The organism is Coprococcus hominis (ex Arizal et al. 2022) (assembly GCF_040094675.1).
Classification (GTDB): domain Bacteria; phylum Bacillota; class Clostridia; order Lachnospirales; family Lachnospiraceae; genus Coprococcus_C; species Coprococcus_C hominis.
This window is the reverse complement of the sequence record NZ_JBBNHG010000025.1, coordinates 1-15,357: the sequence shown is the minus strand read 5'-3', so window position 1 is coordinate 15,357 and position 15,357 is coordinate 1. Positions and strand designations below refer to the sequence as shown.

Sequence of the window (15,357 nt, the reverse complement as noted above, 5' to 3'; positions counted from 1 at the left end):
TGATGAAGTTTGCTACATTTTAGAAAATCTGTCCCGGAAGTTTTTCCTTCTCCGTATACGGGAAGATATGATGTGACGCTTCGTGTGCCATTGTAAACCTGCGACGTCCTTGCCCCTTTTCGGCAAGAAGAAATTCTGTAATGAAATGTTCTATGTCGATGGATTGAATCACTCGATTGCTAAACTTATTAGCATAAGCTGTTACTGTCCTCTGTTATAGTTCTTTGATGATGTGACAAGCCACACCCTGAATGCAGCACTCATCTACAATGATGTCTTTCATCTTCTTATTTTCCGGGTGGAGAATGATTTTCTTATTCTCATCATCCCGGAAGTAGCGTTTCAATGTATTCTGATTATCCACAAGGGCAACTACTATATCGCCCTCTTTGGCTTCTACCTGCTTTTTAACAACTACAAGGTCGCCGTCATCAATCCCTGCTTCAATCATAGACTGACCGCTTGCTCTTAATATGAAGAAATCTCCTTTGCCGAAAATAGCAGTAGGAAGTGATACATATTCTTCAATGTTTTCTTCCTCATACTGAGGACTGCCACAAGGAATAGAACCTACAATCGGTGTCTGTGTCTGTTCGCCACTGTACTTACGGGTCACATTAGTACGAATCTCCTGCCCGTCGTACTCAATCATATTCTTCTCAGCCATCTCTACCAAGTATTTGTATGCTGTACCTCTGGCAATTCCAACCGCTTCAGCAATCTTGGTAGTTGATGGGGATTGTCTGTTTTGCAGGTAATAATCCTCGATATACTTTTTTATCTCACTCATAAGTTCAGGACTCTTGCTTCTTCTATTTTCATATGCAACACCTGCATAACTATCCTGCAATGCTACCCTAAACTCTTTCTCATGTATAACCTTGAGGAGCAGCAGCAACAAAACGAGCGTGATCTAAAGGAGCTGCAGCGCCACCAGAAGGAAATTGACACCTATCTAGGGAAAAAGCATGAAGATATTTAATCCTCATGCTTTGCAGTAAAGTTATAGAAAAGGCATCCGAACGGCATTTGTTACACAAAATGCCGTTCTGTCTACTAATATATTCAGATCATTATAATTTCAGATCAAAACCTCTCTTGAATATTTCTCCATATTGTCCCATCGTTACAGTCAATGATTTATCAATTTGCTCTCTTGTAATCCCATCCAACGCACCTGCTTTTATCGCTTTTCCAGGTTTCCATGTTGGATCGGCAGCCTTTGCCGCATCATAAAAAGCTTGATTATACTGTCGTTCATATTGTTCTAAAGTCCACGTCCCCTTTAATCTGTCCCGCTTCTTTGCAGACTTTTGATAATGGTAAAACACATCTGAACGTTTTGTAGTATCTCCGTTTGCAATTCCATTTTCTTCAAGGAACTCCCGTTTTGCATTATCAAACATTTCCTGTCTGTTTTTTTCAGGAATATCAATAATCACGTGTCTCTGCGAAATAGGAATATCCGTTGCGTCCATACCGGCAAGACCAGTTGCCGGAGAAATATAGTCCCCATCTTTGTCATAGTTCTTCATCAAATTCTTTATGGCTGCCGGATTGGTATACATCATTCCGTTTGCATTTTGCATCATTTTACTTATAACGGTTTTATATTGTTTGCTGTTTGTGTTAATCCCTGCTGCTTTTAACTGTGATTGTACTGCACTGCTATTGAGCTGGGATAATTGGAAACTCCCTATTGGATTAAATGCCGACTTTCCGGATGAATTTTGAAACAAAAAAGCATAATCTGTAATTTTTGACATAATGTAACCTCCTTGTGCACATTATATTGTAAATCCATTTACTGACTCACATTGTATATCGGCATAATCGCTTTAATTGTTCACCTTTTGCTTTTAGTATACTATTCCACTCGCAATACAACAATTTTAATCATGGATTACCCATGTACCTTTCTTAGAAGAACCGATATGCTCCACAACACCATCTTTCTTTAATTTATTGATATGATAACGAACTCCTCCAACAGAAAGCCCAAGCTGCTGTGCAATCATCTTTACTGTAATGGAAGGCTGTTCACCCATGAGCCTAATTATTCTCCCTACATTTTCTGTGTTAGTTTCTGTGTTAGTTTCTATGTTAGTTTCTGTGTTAGTTTCTATGTTAGTTTCTGTGTTAGTTTCTATGTTAGTTTCTGTGTTAGTTTCTGTATTAGCATCCCTTTTTCGATACATATTTACTCTGAAATCGCCATCAAAATCAATCAACTCCGGCTTCGGTAATCCATATTCCTCACAGGCTGCAAATAACCTCGGTATTCCAGTTCCCCATTTTTCAATAATTTTCATGTACGCAAAAGCTCTTGCGATTGCGGGATTTCTCGGTCTTGAGTAACCTTCTATCATTTTTTCGATCGTAACATTATTCAGTAGCATACCCGGCGAAGTAATCTCTAGTCTGTCATCATACAATGCCACTTGTATATTTCCCGGCTCAAGATAACTACGATGAGCCACTGCGTTTGCAATCAACTCTCTTATGCTATCTGTAGGAAGTTCATATACATCTTGTCTGTACATTCCCTTTATTGTCATTCCCATGTTAATTTTTTCAAGAACATACTGGTATGCAGCATCCATTTGTTCCTGAATAGAACCCTCAAACTCTCTCCGATCAACAAAATGTGCCCGATTGGTTCCCTTGAACACGCCGCACTGAATAACCGGCTGCCCTACCATCCGTCCGGTCAAAAGTGCATATGCATTGGTCGGATATACCTTTCCGCCTTCCTCCTTCAGAACGCCCCATGAAATCAGTATATTTCTGGTGACATCCTTAATCTTCACTTTTTCACTATCCTGCCATGTATTTCGTATGGCAGTCTCCTTCAAGCTCTTGCAGAGCTCCTCAATCTCACTATCTGATATATCCATATTCTGACATATTTCACTGTCAAAATAACGATTCTTACCTTCCAGCATCAACTCTCTTAACATATAATCCTCGACATGCCTAGTCGTACCTGCAACACGCACATAAGTACCATCAAACACACCTTGTGATTTTATATAGTATGGACGCTCTGCCCCTGGGAATATCTCTACCACAATCACTGTCTTATCCTTAATCGTCTGCATCGCCACATCCGGTCTGATTGCAGGTTCGCAAGAATCTGAAATAGCATTGGTAATGGCATCCATTGTCTTATAGATACTATCTTCATCCATTCCCACAACTTCTAAGGTCTTGTCCTCTATTCCGAAAACAATTTTTCCTCCCCTACCATTGGCAAAAGCTACAACAGTTTTCATATATTTTTCGCTTTTATCCGGTACTGCAACCTTATATTCAATATTTTTTGATTCGCCGGAAAACAGTGTCTCTTCTGCCATATTACTACCTCCAATATCTAAAACAATATTCCTTCTACATTTATTCTTTGTCAGTCTAATTCTAGTCCTGTTCTTGTTCTATCTCATTTTTCCCCACTCTAAATGTTTTTCAAACGTTTGATTAACTGCCTGGCAAACGAAAGCGCTATCTCATCACAACTATATTTAGACGAATCTATTGCCTGGATATCTGCAACTGTCGGATATTTCTCCTTTAATTGCTCTACAGAAATATTATGTAAAATAGGCAAAATTAATTTCTGTCCATTTCTATTTTGACGATTCAAGAACTCGCCAAGTTCTCTCTCGGTCCATTCTCTATCAAAGAAATTCTCTGAAATCACAATAATTGCAAATTCAGCTTTCTTAGTCCCATTAAGGATTCTGTCCTTCCAATTATCTCCCCATTCAAGTTCTTCTTTATCATAAAATATTTTAACACCCAACTTTTTTAGAGACTTATATAGTTCCTCTATTAGATTCTCTTTATCCTTATTCGCATGAGATATAAAAACATCATATTCTGGCAACGAATTTGCTTGATACTTTGGCACTTCCACTGTTGATATGCCATTCATTTTATCTATATAGTTCTTGTCATTACATATACTTTCTAACGCCGCAACTAATTGATTATATTTCCTATGAAATAGCCATGACTCTATTTTCGGAGCTAACACATGCTCCTTTAAATATTTATTGAAAAATATTTCAACATCATTCATCCATATTTCGTGTTGCTTTTTTACATCATAAAAATTACTATTTATTGCTTCATACGATTCTTTATAAGATGTATCTGTGCCATTCTTTTTTGTTCTTTCTATTAGTGTTTTAAGTTCTTCTTCAAAAGCCATCCCTTGTTTCCCCTCTTTTGTGTCATATACTATATAATCCTAACCACTTATAATCGAAAAATGCACATTGATTATACCATTTTTCACTCATACCCGCAATTAATACCACAACATCATGCAAATCATTCTATCAATCCTATCCGGTCAGCTACATCATCAGAAGCATACTGAGATACCGATACTCTGCAGGAGCATTTTCATCTTTGGTCGTTCAAATGGTATCTGAAACTCCGCTTTTCTGCTTCTTGCCATGAATACTACAAATAGCATCGTCATAAAATAAGGTTCACATGCTGTATGTGTTACCGAACCATCTGCCCGTGTGACTTCTCTCATATCCACCGGAATATGACTTTTTTTACACGCTTTCTTTAATATCTCTGCGGTTCTCTCATCATTCACATCTATGGAAGTAACATCTTTACCCTCTTGGTTAAAATCCTTTAACGAGCCATGTGTCTCCTTATAGTTGGAAACCACCTTATCGACTACCTTGCCGAGCAGAGTTTCCTTCTGCTCCGCACTCATACCGGGATTTTTCTCTTCTGAACGTTTACAGGCTTCCGCAATGGCTGTTATCAGATCCACGCTGAAAGTCACAATCGCCTTTCCCGTTTGGAATGACTCCTGCGTCAACTCATCGACCATTGTTCTGTCCTCCTGTTATATATTTTCCTATGGCTTCTGTCTGTGGGTGCTCTCACCCATAGGATACACATTTTAATGCATATCTCTTGTTCCTCCTTAATTTCCTTTATCTGAACTTCTGGACAAAATGTCCTAAAGTTACATTCATATACATTGCCCAAAGGGCACAAAAAAAGAGCATCTATGTTTCAATCACATAAATGCTCTAACGCTGTTGTTTATATTAAATTGTTATGGTTTGTCAGTTCGACAAACTTGAATTGAACTAAATCGCTGTGCGATGGCCTGCGAAGGCTGTGGCACAGTTTTCTCTTTAACTTAAAAAGGCAGTAGATAATGAGCCCTAAAAGTAGTATTGTTAAATCACCACAAAATAACAATCGAACAGTTTCATCATTAACACTGCCATGAATAGAATAACACCAGAATCTCTTTTTCTCAAGAGGGTATCTTTAATACGTGAACCTCCATGATGGCAGTGACTCATTAACGTTACTAGTATCATGGAGGTTTATTATGTACGAAAAATATTTTAACAAGCTCAGAGAGGAATGCCTGATTCGTAACAGGTCCTCCCGAACTGCAGATACCTATATCAACAACATACGTCACTTTATGAAGTGGACAGGCTATAAATCAATGGAAGATTTCTTCTCCAGTCCAAGCGAAAGGGCGATGACGGCAATGTCCGTCACCGCCCTTTCGCTCAAAGGTTCGCAGCTGATTTATTCAGCGTTTTCTTTCTTCTTTTTGCTGTAAACGATGATGCCGATCACTACGCCGCCGCTGACAAACAGCAGTGCGATCCAGAGGATCATATTGCTGTTGTCACCGGTCTGCGGAGAATCCGAATCGGTCGGCTTGCCCGGCTCAGTCGGTGTTCCGGTAGCCGGAATCTCAACTGCCGCCTTCTTGTAGCCGCAAACCCTGCACTCCTCATGCTTGGAGCCCTTTTGCGTTGCGGTCGCTTCCTTGTCAACAACCCACTTGAAGTCGTGTGCCGCCTTATCGGCCTTATCTCCGCAAGAGCACTCATGCCAGTGGTTCGTAGCATCGTTCTTCCACTCGCTGCCGTAGCTGTGAGTATGCTCACCGCCGCCGGTTGCCGAGATAGTTTCGGTTGCCATCGTATAACCGCAGACGGTGCATTCCTTATGCTTTGAGCCGTCGGTTGTAGCAGTTGCCGGGGTGTCGATGATCCATTCGCCGGCGGTATGCGCTGCTGTATCTTTCTTATCACCGCAGGAGCACTCATGCCAGTGGTTGTCGGCATCGTTCTTCCACTCGCTGCCGTAGCTGTGAGTATGCTCACCGCCGCCGGTTGCCGGGATGGTTTCGGTTGCCATCGTATAACCGCAGACGGTGCATTCCTTATGCTTTGAGCCGCTTGTGGTAGCTGTTGCCGGAGTGTCGATAATCCATTCACCGGCGGTATGCGCCGCCTTGCTGCCCTCGATGATCACGCCGCAGCCGACAACGGTGCACTCTTTCCAGTGATCGGTATTATCAGACTTCCAGTCGGAAGCGCTATGACCTGTTGCCGCAAGGATTACGCTTGTCTTGTCGGTAATTTCGGATGCACCGGTTGCATCCTCAAACCACTTGTCACAGCCGTCGCAGGTGTAATATGCCGTGTTGCCTTTCTCCGTGCAAGTAGGAGCCTTTGCGGGAACGAGGGTCAGATTGTGCGTATGCGGTACGGTCTTGTCATATCCGCAGGTGTCGCAGATGTTATCGCTACCATAATCGTGAGCCGCCTCGTCCTTCTTTTCGTGGCAGCGAGAGCATTCTTTCCAATGATTGTCTGTGTCCTTGCTCCAATCGCTTGCCCATGCGTGCCCGAGCTGTGTACCTGCCGCTGTAAAGGTTTCTGTTGTGCTGATCTCTCCGCAGGAGCAGCTCTTGAAATATACTGCATCGTTGGTGCAGTCGGCAGCCGACTTGAGGGTTTCCGGCTTCTGAATTTCCTGATCGTAGGTATGGGTATGGGGAATTGTGTAGGTCGCTTTCACGCTGACTTCACTGTCAGGCATTATGAAAGTAGTGGTTTCACTGTTCGCATCTTCAAGAGTAGTGTTGCCGCTTTCTACTACCCACTTATCAAACACCTTACCGTCAGGAGCCGCATTTGCGGTCAGAGTAATGGTTGTGCCTTGCGCCGCTTTACTGATTTCGCTTCCTGCACCAATTGTCGCTTTGCCGTCCGTTACGATGATGGAATACTCTTTACTCTCCCAGATTGCATAGAAGGTAGTATCCGAGCTTACTTCATAGGTCGTGCTGGAAATAACCGAACCGTCGGCGCTGGTTGACCAGCCCTTGAATTGCTTGCCTTCCGGTTCAGTAAAACCGCAGGCGGGCAGGGTGTAGCTACCGGAAACGCCGGTGACATCTTCCATTGTGCCGCCGCCACCGTTGGCATTGAATCTGACGGTATACTCGGCAGGCGCGGCTTTGGTTATCGTAATAGACAGCTCCTTCGTATCGCTGCCCGCGCTGTTGGTAGCCTTGACGGTGAAGGTGGAGGTTCCCGCTGCGGTAGGCGTGCCGCTGATCTCGCCGGTGTCCTTGTTCAGGCTCAGACCGGTAGGCCGGTCGCCGTTTTCAACGCTCCATGTGATAGGCGTAGTGCCGTCGGCGCTCAGGGTCTGGCTGTAAGCCTCGCCCACCTTGCCGTCCGGCAGGGTGTCCGTGGTGATGGTAACGGTATAGACGCCGGGCTCAAACTGTGCCGTCAGCTTGGTTACATCCGCCGAAACGCTTTCACCGGGCGCGTACAGGTTTCCGTCGCTGCCAAACCACACAAAGTAGCTGCCGGTATCTCCGTCGGGGCGGGTCAGACCATCGGATGCAGGCGCAGTAAATTCGCTTCCGTTTTTTACAATGATCTGGATATTATCCGAGTTGCCGCCCAATTTACCGCCGCCAAGGTCAAGGGCAACGGCTTTCAGCCCATTAGGCTTCAGTGTATCAGGGTTCAGAACTTCAAGGATGGGGCGGAAACCGAGGTGCGATCCGGAGTCCGAAGCATTGGTGAAATTCCAATTGCGAACCGAGCTGTACCCACGCATTGCACGGCCCTGTGCCCAATTGTGCGCAACATCCTGTCCCCACGAATCTGTCGCGTTACAGTTTCTGATATATCCGTCATATTTGTCCAGTATCTTGTCCCATTCGTTGCTTTGAGGGTTGCCGCGTACAGAATCGCCAGAGCCTCTATAAGAACGTCCTGCTGACGGCACGCGCATCGTATATTCCACGCTGTTGGCAGTGTAGTTTTTTCCAAAAATCAGACCTGCGGCATTCAGATTCTCCCAGCTTATCGTATGCGTTACGGCGAAGTCCGCTACAAACAGGCTGTGGGGATATTTGTGCTTCTCTGCATACTCATCGGTGGTTGCCATCTCCGACGTGAGCGCGTAGGCGTCCACTGTCCCGGCATAGGTAAAGGGAACATAGTGCAGCGACGCATCCGGCAGGCTGCCGTTCGCCGTGCCGGGAATACCCGCACCGGAGAGGTCAAAGTAATATGTGCCGCCGGGAACGAGGGTGAACTGCTCTATGGAATCAAACTGCGCCGTCAGCTTGTTCACGTTTGCCGGGACGCTGTCACCCGGTGCGTAGAGCGCACCGTCGCTGCCGCGCCACATAAAGTAGCTGCCTGTATTTCCGTCGGGACGGGTCAGACCATTGGAGGCAGGTGCGGTAAAGCTCTCGCCGTTTTTTACGATGATCTGGATATCCGAGCTGACGCTCAATCTGCCGCTGCCCAATGTGCCGCCGCCAAGGTCAAGGACAACGACTTTCAGCCCGTCAGAACCCAGCGTGTCCGGGTTCAGGACTTCAAGGACAGGGCGGAAACCGAGGGACTCGTTGGAACGCGTAGCAACGGTGCGGTGCCAGATGCGGGGCGCATTGTACCCTCGGCTTGCACGGTCCGACTCCGAACTGCTCGTAGTATCTTGTCCAAACGAATATATCTGTCTAAAGTTTTTGATATATCCGTTGTCCTTGTCCAGCATCTTGTCCCATTCGTTGCTTTGTGGTATGCCGTGTTGGGAATAGTTCGAGCCTACGCCACTACTTCCCACGGACGGTGCACGCAGCGTATATTCCACGCCGCCGGAGGTGTAGCCTTTTCCGAAAATCAGACCTGCAGAATTCAGATTCTCCCAGCTTACCGTATGCGTTATGGCATAATCCGCCACAAACAGGCTGTGGGCATATTTGTTCTGCTGCGCATACGCCGCAGTAGTTGCCATCGTTGATGTGAGCTTGTAGGCGTCCACTGTCCCGGCATAGGTAAAGGGAACATAATGCAATGTTTTGTCCGGCAGTCTGCTGTGCGCCGTGCCGCGGATGCCTGTACCGGAGAGGTCAAAGTAATACGTGCCGTCAGGAACGAGGCTGAACTGCTCTATGGGCGCAAACCGCGCCGTGAGCTTGTTTACGACCGCTGGAACACTGTCGCCCGGATCGTAGAGCTCGCCATCGCTACCAAGCCACATAAAGTAACTGCCGGTATTCCCGTCCGGGCGAGTCAGACCGTCGCCGCCGGGCGCGGTAAAGCTCTCGCCGCTTTTCACAATGATTTGAATATTCTCGGAGCGATTCCCCAGCTTGCCGCCGCCAAGGTCAAGGACAACATCTTTCAGCCCGTCGGAGCCCAGCGTGTCCGGGTTCAGGACTTCAAGGACAGGGCGGAATCCGACGCTCGAGTCGGAGGTCGCAGCAATGCGATTGTGCCAGCCGCGAGCCAAATCGTATCCGCGAACCGCACGACCCGATTCCTCCGTGCGCGGAGTATCTTGTCCCCACGAAGACATCCCGCTCCAGTTTTTGATATATCCGTTGTTCTTGTCCAACATCCTGTCCCATTCGTTGCTTTGGGGCGTGCCGCATTCTAAATCATCCGAGCCTGCTGTAACATCACTTCCCACGGACGGTGCGCGCAGAGTATATTCCACACCGCCGGCGGCGTAGCCTTTGCCGAAAATCAGGCTCGCATCGTTTAAGGCATTCCAATTTACCGTATGCGTTACGGCAAAGTCTGCCACAAACAGGCTGTGGGGATATTTGTACCTCTCTGCATACGCATCGGTGGTTGCCATCTTCGACGTGAGCGTGTATGCATCCACTATTCCAGTGTAGGTAAAGGGAACATAGTGCAGCGATGCATCTGGCAGGCTGCCGTTCGCCGTGCCGGGAATGCCCATTGCCGACAGATCGAAATAGTATCTGCCGCCGGGAACGAGGTCAAACTGCTCGTTGGCGGCTTCCTCTACCGTTAACGCTACCGCCTGAAATCTACTGGCGTAGTCAGTCTTGTAATCACCGTTACACTGCTCGGAGAACACATAGAGTTTATAATTTCCGCTATCAAGGTCATACGGCAACGTAAAACTGAGCTGTGTGTCTGCAGCAGTGGGCTTCATGATTCTTCCATAGTGGGTCGCGCCGCTTTCACCCTTGATGATCGCAGAAATATATTCATTTTGCCCCGTTCTCGCCCCGGAAAAATTCAGCGTAACAGAGCCGCCAGGTTTTCCTACTGCTGCGGTTTCCGTTACCCGAAAAGTGCGGGTATCATCCAAAAGTGTCAATTTCCATTCGTCTCCGCTGTATTCCGGAATTTTGAAAATTCCGTCAGCAGCACCTTTGCCGCCAACGGCGGCAGAAACAAGGAGGACAGAGTCCGGCTTCAAGTTGAACGCAGGACGAGCTGCGTTGGTATCGTTCACCCATTCAGCACGCACACCACCGGAAGCGTTGACCACGCCTGCAGAGTTATAGTCTTGGTGAGGAGAACGAAGCCACCAACCGCCCGCACTATCACCATAATTGGCGATACGCGCATTGTCATCGATAAATCCGTAGGCTGCTTTCCCCGCTTCCTCTGCCGAGAGGAAAAACACCTTGTCTCCATTCAGGATGTTCTCAGAACCCATAAAGCGTCCATCAATGTATAGATCATCACTTTTGCTGGTTGCAAAAACAGCTTTTTGCTCCGTAGTGCTGAGGTTCCTGGTGTAAAAGCCATTGCACCAGTCCTGCCCACGGCTGCCCTTCCAGTCGTTGGTATATGGGGTCGTATAGTCAAATTCTACGCCGCCAAACGCTCCAGTCCCAAGCAGCGCATCAGAGAGCAGAAAAAATCCGTCGCCCTCCTGAGCATTGGGCATATTGGTTTTTGTATCCAGCACACGCCATTTGACGGTGCTGTTATTCCATGTGCCAAAATAAATATAGTCATAGCTGCGATTTGTGCTGTCATAACCACTGATTCCACTTGTACCGAGCTGTATGGCTTTTGCGCCGTCATTGTTGGCAAACACGGTCGTCGGCAAAAGGACGAGCACCATGCAGCACACGAGCAGGATGCTGAGTATTCGTTTCTTCATTGGCTTTTCTCCTCCTGTTCTTGCGGGGCTGGTTTGTCCGCCCCGCCTTTTTTCTGGTTTTCCCTGTTTTTGAGCCGGAAACACAGCGCAGTGATCGCCGCCGCCGCGGCAAAGGAGACGACAGCCACCAGCACATAGCCGCCCGCGTCCTGCCGCAGCAGCATCGAGCCGAACACGCCCCATGCTTCCGGTTGCCCCGGCCCGACGACCGTGCCCGCTGTCTGCATCAGCGCCGCGCACAGCAGCATACACGCTGCGGAGAGACTTATTACCTCGCGCCGCTGCCTCCGGCGGTTGTTTTCCCGCACCCGCTACTTGACGAATGCGACCCGTCTTGCGGTATCGTACATATCGTTTGAACCCCCTTTCCGGTTTGTCTGGAACTGTGATAAAAACCCTTTCACTTATATAGGTACAAAAAATCGAAAAAACTCTCACCCAAAACGCAAAATTTTTCAAAAAAATTTGAGAGCCGCCAAAAGGCAGCTCTCAGGGAGTAAATGTTCGGTTATTTCCTCTGCGATAAGCGGAAAGCGGACCATCTTCCCGCCGCTACCAGCAACACCGGCAGGACATAGGCCACATACTGCGCCGCGCCGCCGTAAGCAATGAGCAGATTATAGATGGCGTGGAGGGTGATGGCCGCGCCCAGCAGCCCGCACGTACCGGCTATTTTAAGCCACGTCCGCCGCCACGCATAGGCAAGCCCGCCGCCCACGATCAGGCCGCAGAGGACGTGCATGGCTCCCGTGCCGAAGCCCCGGAAGAAGATGAAGGAGAAGCGGTCCGCGCCGTTCTGGATGAGATAGCACACGTTTTCAAAGGTGGCGAAGCTCAGGGCGAGCGTGATGGCGGCGGGCTTAATTTTCTCGCTCTCCGGCTCAAACACCAGAAGATAGAACACCAGCGGCAGCAGCTTCATCATTTCCTCCACCACCGGCGCAATCTCCGCCGTGGCGGCAAGGGCGTCCGCCTGACACACCGCCGCGAGGAAGGTGTTGATATAGGCCGAAAGCAGGCACATCCCCATCCCGGCAATGCAGAACAGGAAGAAGCGGAGCTGCCGCCTGCCCATGCACAAAGCGGCCACCAGCAGGGGAGATACCATGCAGAGGAAGATGTTTTCGATGTAGGTCATGCGTCCACCGCCTTTCTCGTGGCGGGCAGCAGGCCGAGAATGGCGAGCGTCAGCAGCATATCGCACCAGAAGGTGGGGCTTGCCAGAGAGGTATCCGGCCAAAAGCAGCCCACCGTCCAAAGCAGATACTCCGCAAACGCAAAGCACAGCACGCCGATGTGGTAGTACCGCATATTCCGCGCCGTGCCTGTCTGCCCATTGGCGTAGACCAGTCCACGGATGGCGCAGAAGGAGAGCCAAATCATCATGCCGCACCAGATCAGGTTGGAGAGAATATCCCCGAAGGTGCAGTAGAACGCCAGCAGCGGTACGCCGATCAGCGGCGAAAGCCATGCAGAGCGGCTGCGGAAGCTGCGCTCGTCCTGAGTGGTGAGCGTGGCCTGCAAAATGCGCAGGAAAATTACGCTGGCCACCCAGCCGAACTCCGAGACATAGAAAACGCGCGGTGTGGTATCGAACAGCAGCAGATACAGCGTCCAGTAGAGCGCGCCGAGGGCAAAGCAGCCGTAGAAGCACAGCAGCAGGAAATACGTCTGCCGCCCACTTTTTCGGTAGGCGATACCCGAAAGCAGTGCGCCGACGAACGTGGTCAGCAGTTGCAGCAGGTTCTCAATCAGCTCCATGCGCATCCTCGCTTTCCCTGTCCTGCCCGTCCTCTCGGCTCATCTGACGCAGCCGGAAACACAGAACGGTCACGCACACGCCGAGTAAAAAAGCCAGCAGCCCGATGACGATGTATCCCAAGGCAGCGCCGCCGTGAAAGATGCTTGCCGCCGTTTCAAAGCCGGAGTAGTCGCCTGTCTGGATGCTCGCGGCAATGCCGGGCATGGCGAGGGACGCGCCGATGAGCAACGCAAGGCACGCCGCCACGGCGGAAGCCATGGTGACCGTATTGCGCCGCCGCCGTTTCTCCCGCTCAATTTTGGCGATGCGCCGCTTTGTCTCCGCGACGCGCTCTTCATGACTCCGCATCTGTGATCCCCTCCCGTTCTAAAAGCCTTCGCAGGCTCTTTTTTCCGCGATACACCATGTTGGTGATCTGTTTTACTGTTTTTCCCGTGACCTCCGCCGCCTGCGCGTAGCTCATATCCTCAAAATAGGTGAGATAGAGGACTTCCCGATAGTCCGGGTTTATTTCGCTCATGCAGCAATGCAGGACGCGGTTGCGCTCCTCCGTCCGGATGACCTCCTCCGCCAGCAGCCGTCCGTCCGGCTCGCCGGTCAGCGTATCGAGGCTGAACAGGGGCTTCCGTTTGCTCTTATGGCGCAGCGCCATGTGCCGCGCCGCCTTATAGAGATACGCCTTGAAGCCGCCGTCCCGTATCTTCGGCTTTTTGGTGAACAGATAGGCGAAAACGTCCAGCATCAGCTCCTCCGCCTCGTGAACGTCGTGCAGATAGCCGTCGATATACAGGGTCAGTGGGTCGCCGTATTTTTTCATCAGGGCATTGAGCCCTTCGTCGTCGCCGTTCAGATATTGGCGGTACAAGCTCTCGTCGCAGGCCATAGCGTTCACCTCCTTTTTGCGGATGCTTCCCATGCAGAGGGGTATCCGTCAGGTGCTTGTCCTGCCGGAATCGCGGTGCTGTCCTTGAAAGCGCGGGTCGGACGGTTTCTCCGCATTTTCCGGGATCGCCCATGAACGCCCGAACCGGGACGCGCCGGGGATCCGCCCTTCGGCGCAGTATTGGTTGACCCGCCGCTCTGACACGCCCCAACGGTAAGACGCCTCCCGAATGGAGATATAGCCCTTGATCCCGTTCATACCGCACCTCCGCATGGATAATACTCAACATGATACATTATATACGAATATCCGAATAAAAGCAAGCCCACACGGACGTTGGGACGCAGAATCTCTCCCACGTCCTCATATCTATCTGGCTTTATCTTCTCTTCCACCATACTTTCTTATTCGAGCCGAAAGTCACGCTGTCCGGTGTCAGCGGTAAATTCCTATCCGACCATTCGACAATCAATTCTGGATGTACTGCCGCTAAACTGTTACTCATATCAAAACCTCCACTTCCTCTGTGATTAAAGTATATGAAGTTTCGGCTTTTTCTTGTAGTTTGCGAATCTCAGTAAAAATAAAAAAGCCCATCAAGAAAAGATTTTTCTTCTCTCAAAGGGCTTGATAAATGGGAATTTTCAAATTAGTCTTTGCAAATAACCTTTGAACTTTCACCATCAATTACAATTCCCTGACGGTTGTTAATCGGGCATAGATTCAAATCCGAAAACTCAGTCATTATTTTCTCGGTAACTTTCTTAAATGGTGCTGTAAGATAATGCGGAAGAACATAGAAATCAATCAAATCAAGCCCTGCATCATCTTCTTGTGAGTAGTCCTCTGGCTTTTCATCCATTTGCTCGATATATTGGATGCTTGGAGCGCATATAATTGCGCCTGCCGACTCGCCGATCATCAATTTTCCATTTGCCAATTCCTTTTTCAGTAGCCCATCAGTTCCCGTTTTACGGAGCTGGTCCATAAGAAAGAAAGAATTTCCGCCGGTAAAATATATCACATCTGCTTCTTCAAAAACAGACTGTATCGTTGAATAAGCCTCCGTTGAAATATCAATTTCAGTTACGATTGCTCCCAACTTTTTGAATAATTTTCGAGCCGAGCCGACATAACCGGTGTAGCCTTCACGCAGTGAAGCTGTTGGAATAAATGCGACTTTCTTATTTTCAATTTCTTCCTTTATCAGACTTCCCACACTTGAAAAGTGCGAACATAAAAATAATTTCATCAATATTCTCCTTTATAAATTCTGATTTGTATTTCTGTTTGTTTTAAAAATGGGCAATCCCGATTGGGACTGCCCATTCATCTTGAAAATTATGCGATTTTTAAGGCTCTGCACCGTTTCGAGCACCATTTGGTGTAAATTTGGTGTATTTGTGTATTTTCAGAGCTTTTTCACAAATGAAGTACATCCCGTTTTGTA

15 protein-coding genes are annotated in these 15,357 nt (G+C 48.3%); 1 reads left to right on the top strand and 14 read right to left on the bottom strand.

Annotation, left to right across the window (positions count from 1 at the left end):
- Positions 1 to 214 precede the first annotated feature (214 nt).
- The 5 genes from lexA to AAAT93_RS03280 all read right to left on the bottom strand — a co-directional run bounded on the left by lexA (position 215) and on the right by AAAT93_RS03280 (position 4,861).
- A complete protein-coding gene (gene lexA, locus AAAT93_RS03300; protein WP_227572943.1) occupies positions 215 to 790 on the bottom strand; it encodes a transcriptional repressor LexA in 576 nt (191 codons plus the stop codon).
- 283 nt (positions 791 to 1,073) lie between these two features.
- Positions 1,074 to 1,766: a DUF3879 family protein gene (locus tag AAAT93_RS03295; RefSeq protein ID WP_117781707.1), complete on the bottom strand. Its 693-nt coding sequence runs from the start codon at positions 1,764 to 1,766 to the stop codon at positions 1,074 to 1,076.
- A gap of 126 nt (positions 1,767 to 1,892) precedes the next feature.
- A complete protein-coding gene (locus AAAT93_RS03290; RefSeq protein WP_227572942.1) occupies positions 1,893 to 3,356 on the bottom strand; it encodes an ATP-binding protein in 1,464 nt (487 codons plus the stop codon).
- 98 nt (positions 3,357 to 3,454) lie between these two features.
- Positions 3,455 to 4,213 carry a toll/interleukin-1 receptor domain-containing protein gene (locus tag AAAT93_RS03285; protein ID WP_195541640.1) on the bottom strand — a complete coding sequence of 253 codons (759 nt, stop codon included), beginning with the start codon at positions 4,211 to 4,213 and terminating at the stop codon, positions 3,455 to 3,457.
- A 156-nt stretch (positions 4,214 to 4,369) separates the two neighbouring features.
- Complete coding sequence (locus tag AAAT93_RS03280; RefSeq protein WP_227572941.1) at positions 4,370 to 4,861, bottom strand: hypothetical protein; 492 nt, start codon at positions 4,859 to 4,861, stop codon at positions 4,370 to 4,372.
- 516 nt (positions 4,862 to 5,377) lie between these two features.
- Here AAAT93_RS03280 and AAAT93_RS03275 point away from each other — a divergent pair.
- Entirely contained in the window at positions 5,378 to 5,620 is a 243-nt protein-coding gene (locus AAAT93_RS03275) for a hypothetical protein (protein WP_195541641.1), read from the top strand.
- Here the strand turns inward: AAAT93_RS03275 and AAAT93_RS03270 are convergent.
- From AAAT93_RS03270 to AAAT93_RS03230, 9 genes are all read right to left on the bottom strand, one after another.
- A complete protein-coding gene (locus AAAT93_RS03270) occupies positions 5,587 to 11,262 on the bottom strand; it encodes a DUF6273 domain-containing protein (protein ID WP_227572940.1) in 5,676 nt (1,891 codons plus the stop codon). The genes AAAT93_RS03275 and AAAT93_RS03270 overlap by 34 nt on opposite strands.
- Positions 11,259 to 11,510, bottom strand: coding sequence for a glycosyltransferase (locus AAAT93_RS03265; protein WP_195541642.1), 252 nt, complete (start codon positions 11,508 to 11,510; stop codon positions 11,259 to 11,261). The genes AAAT93_RS03270 and AAAT93_RS03265 overlap by 4 nt, the downstream gene beginning before the upstream one ends.
- Before the next feature lie 260 nt (positions 11,511 to 11,770).
- Complete coding sequence (locus AAAT93_RS03260; RefSeq protein WP_227572939.1) at positions 11,771 to 12,400, bottom strand: PrsW family glutamic-type intramembrane protease; 630 nt, start codon at positions 12,398 to 12,400, stop codon at positions 11,771 to 11,773.
- A complete protein-coding gene (locus AAAT93_RS03255) occupies positions 12,397 to 13,023 on the bottom strand; it encodes a histidine kinase (protein WP_227572938.1) in 627 nt (208 codons plus the stop codon). The genes AAAT93_RS03260 and AAAT93_RS03255 overlap by 4 nt, the downstream gene beginning before the upstream one ends.
- Positions 13,010 to 13,372 (bottom strand): DUF4179 domain-containing protein, encoded by a 363-nt coding sequence (locus tag AAAT93_RS03250; protein WP_117781704.1) that lies wholly within the window; start codon positions 13,370 to 13,372, stop codon positions 13,010 to 13,012. Before AAAT93_RS03250 ends, AAAT93_RS03255 begins: the two co-directional genes overlap by 14 nt.
- Positions 13,359 to 13,907, bottom strand: coding sequence for an RNA polymerase sigma factor (locus tag AAAT93_RS03245; protein ID WP_227572937.1), 549 nt, complete (start codon positions 13,905 to 13,907; stop codon positions 13,359 to 13,361). The genes AAAT93_RS03250 and AAAT93_RS03245 overlap by 14 nt, the downstream gene beginning before the upstream one ends.
- Before the next feature lie 48 nt (positions 13,908 to 13,955).
- Positions 13,956 to 14,165 (bottom strand): helix-turn-helix domain-containing protein, encoded by a 210-nt coding sequence (locus AAAT93_RS03240; RefSeq protein WP_158707401.1) that lies wholly within the window; start codon positions 14,163 to 14,165, stop codon positions 13,956 to 13,958.
- Between the two features lie 121 nt (positions 14,166 to 14,286).
- Positions 14,287 to 14,412: a zinc-ribbon domain-containing protein gene (locus AAAT93_RS03235; protein ID WP_227572936.1), complete on the bottom strand. Its 126-nt coding sequence runs from the start codon at positions 14,410 to 14,412 to the stop codon at positions 14,287 to 14,289.
- Between the two features lie 144 nt (positions 14,413 to 14,556).
- The gene (locus AAAT93_RS03230) at positions 14,557 to 15,159 is read right to left on the bottom strand and encodes a Type 1 glutamine amidotransferase-like domain-containing protein (RefSeq protein ID WP_118236462.1); all 603 of its coding nucleotides are present in this window, start codon (positions 15,157 to 15,159) and stop codon (positions 14,557 to 14,559) included.
- Positions 15,160 to 15,357 lie beyond the last annotated feature (198 nt).

What these genes read in the sequence shown, in the direction of transcription:
- lexA (WP_227572943.1), bottom strand. Translation starts at nt 790, where the DNA reads ATGAGTGAGATAAAAAAGTATATCGAGGATTATTACCTGCAAAACAGA.
- AAAT93_RS03295 (WP_117781707.1), bottom strand. Translation starts at nt 1,766, where the DNA reads ATGTCAAAAATTACAGATTATGCTTTTTTGTTTCAAAATTCATCCGGA.
- AAAT93_RS03290 (WP_227572942.1), bottom strand. Translation starts at nt 3,356, where the DNA reads ATGGCAGAAGAGACACTGTTTTCCGGCGAATCAAAAAATATTGAATAT.
- AAAT93_RS03285 (WP_195541640.1), bottom strand. Translation starts at nt 4,213, where the DNA reads ATGGCTTTTGAAGAAGAACTTAAAACACTAATAGAAAGAACAAAAAAG.
- AAAT93_RS03280 (WP_227572941.1), bottom strand. Translation starts at nt 4,861, where the DNA reads ATGGTCGATGAGTTGACGCAGGAGTCATTCCAAACGGGAAAGGCGATT.
- AAAT93_RS03275 (WP_195541641.1), top strand. Translation starts at nt 5,378, where the DNA reads ATGTACGAAAAATATTTTAACAAGCTCAGAGAGGAATGCCTGATTCGT.
- AAAT93_RS03270 (WP_227572940.1), bottom strand. Translation starts at nt 11,262, where the DNA reads ATGAAGAAACGAATACTCAGCATCCTGCTCGTGTGCTGCATGGTGCTC.
- AAAT93_RS03265 (WP_195541642.1), bottom strand. Translation starts at nt 11,510, where the DNA reads ATGCTGCTGTGCGCGGCGCTGATGCAGACAGCGGGCACGGTCGTCGGG.
- AAAT93_RS03260 (WP_227572939.1), bottom strand. Translation starts at nt 12,400, where the DNA reads ATGACCTACATCGAAAACATCTTCCTCTGCATGGTATCTCCCCTGCTG.
- AAAT93_RS03255 (WP_227572938.1), bottom strand. Translation starts at nt 13,023, where the DNA reads ATGGAGCTGATTGAGAACCTGCTGCAACTGCTGACCACGTTCGTCGGC.
- AAAT93_RS03250 (WP_117781704.1), bottom strand. Translation starts at nt 13,372, where the DNA reads ATGCGGAGTCATGAAGAGCGCGTCGCGGAGACAAAGCGGCGCATCGCC.
- AAAT93_RS03245 (WP_227572937.1), bottom strand. Translation starts at nt 13,907, where the DNA reads ATGGCCTGCGACGAGAGCTTGTACCGCCAATATCTGAACGGCGACGAC.
- AAAT93_RS03240 (WP_158707401.1), bottom strand. Translation starts at nt 14,165, where the DNA reads ATGAACGGGATCAAGGGCTATATCTCCATTCGGGAGGCGTCTTACCGT.
- AAAT93_RS03235 (WP_227572936.1), bottom strand. Translation starts at nt 14,412, where the DNA reads ATGAGTAACAGTTTAGCGGCAGTACATCCAGAATTGATTGTCGAATGG.
- AAAT93_RS03230 (WP_118236462.1), bottom strand. Translation starts at nt 15,159, where the DNA reads ATGAAATTATTTTTATGTTCGCACTTTTCAAGTGTGGGAAGTCTGATA.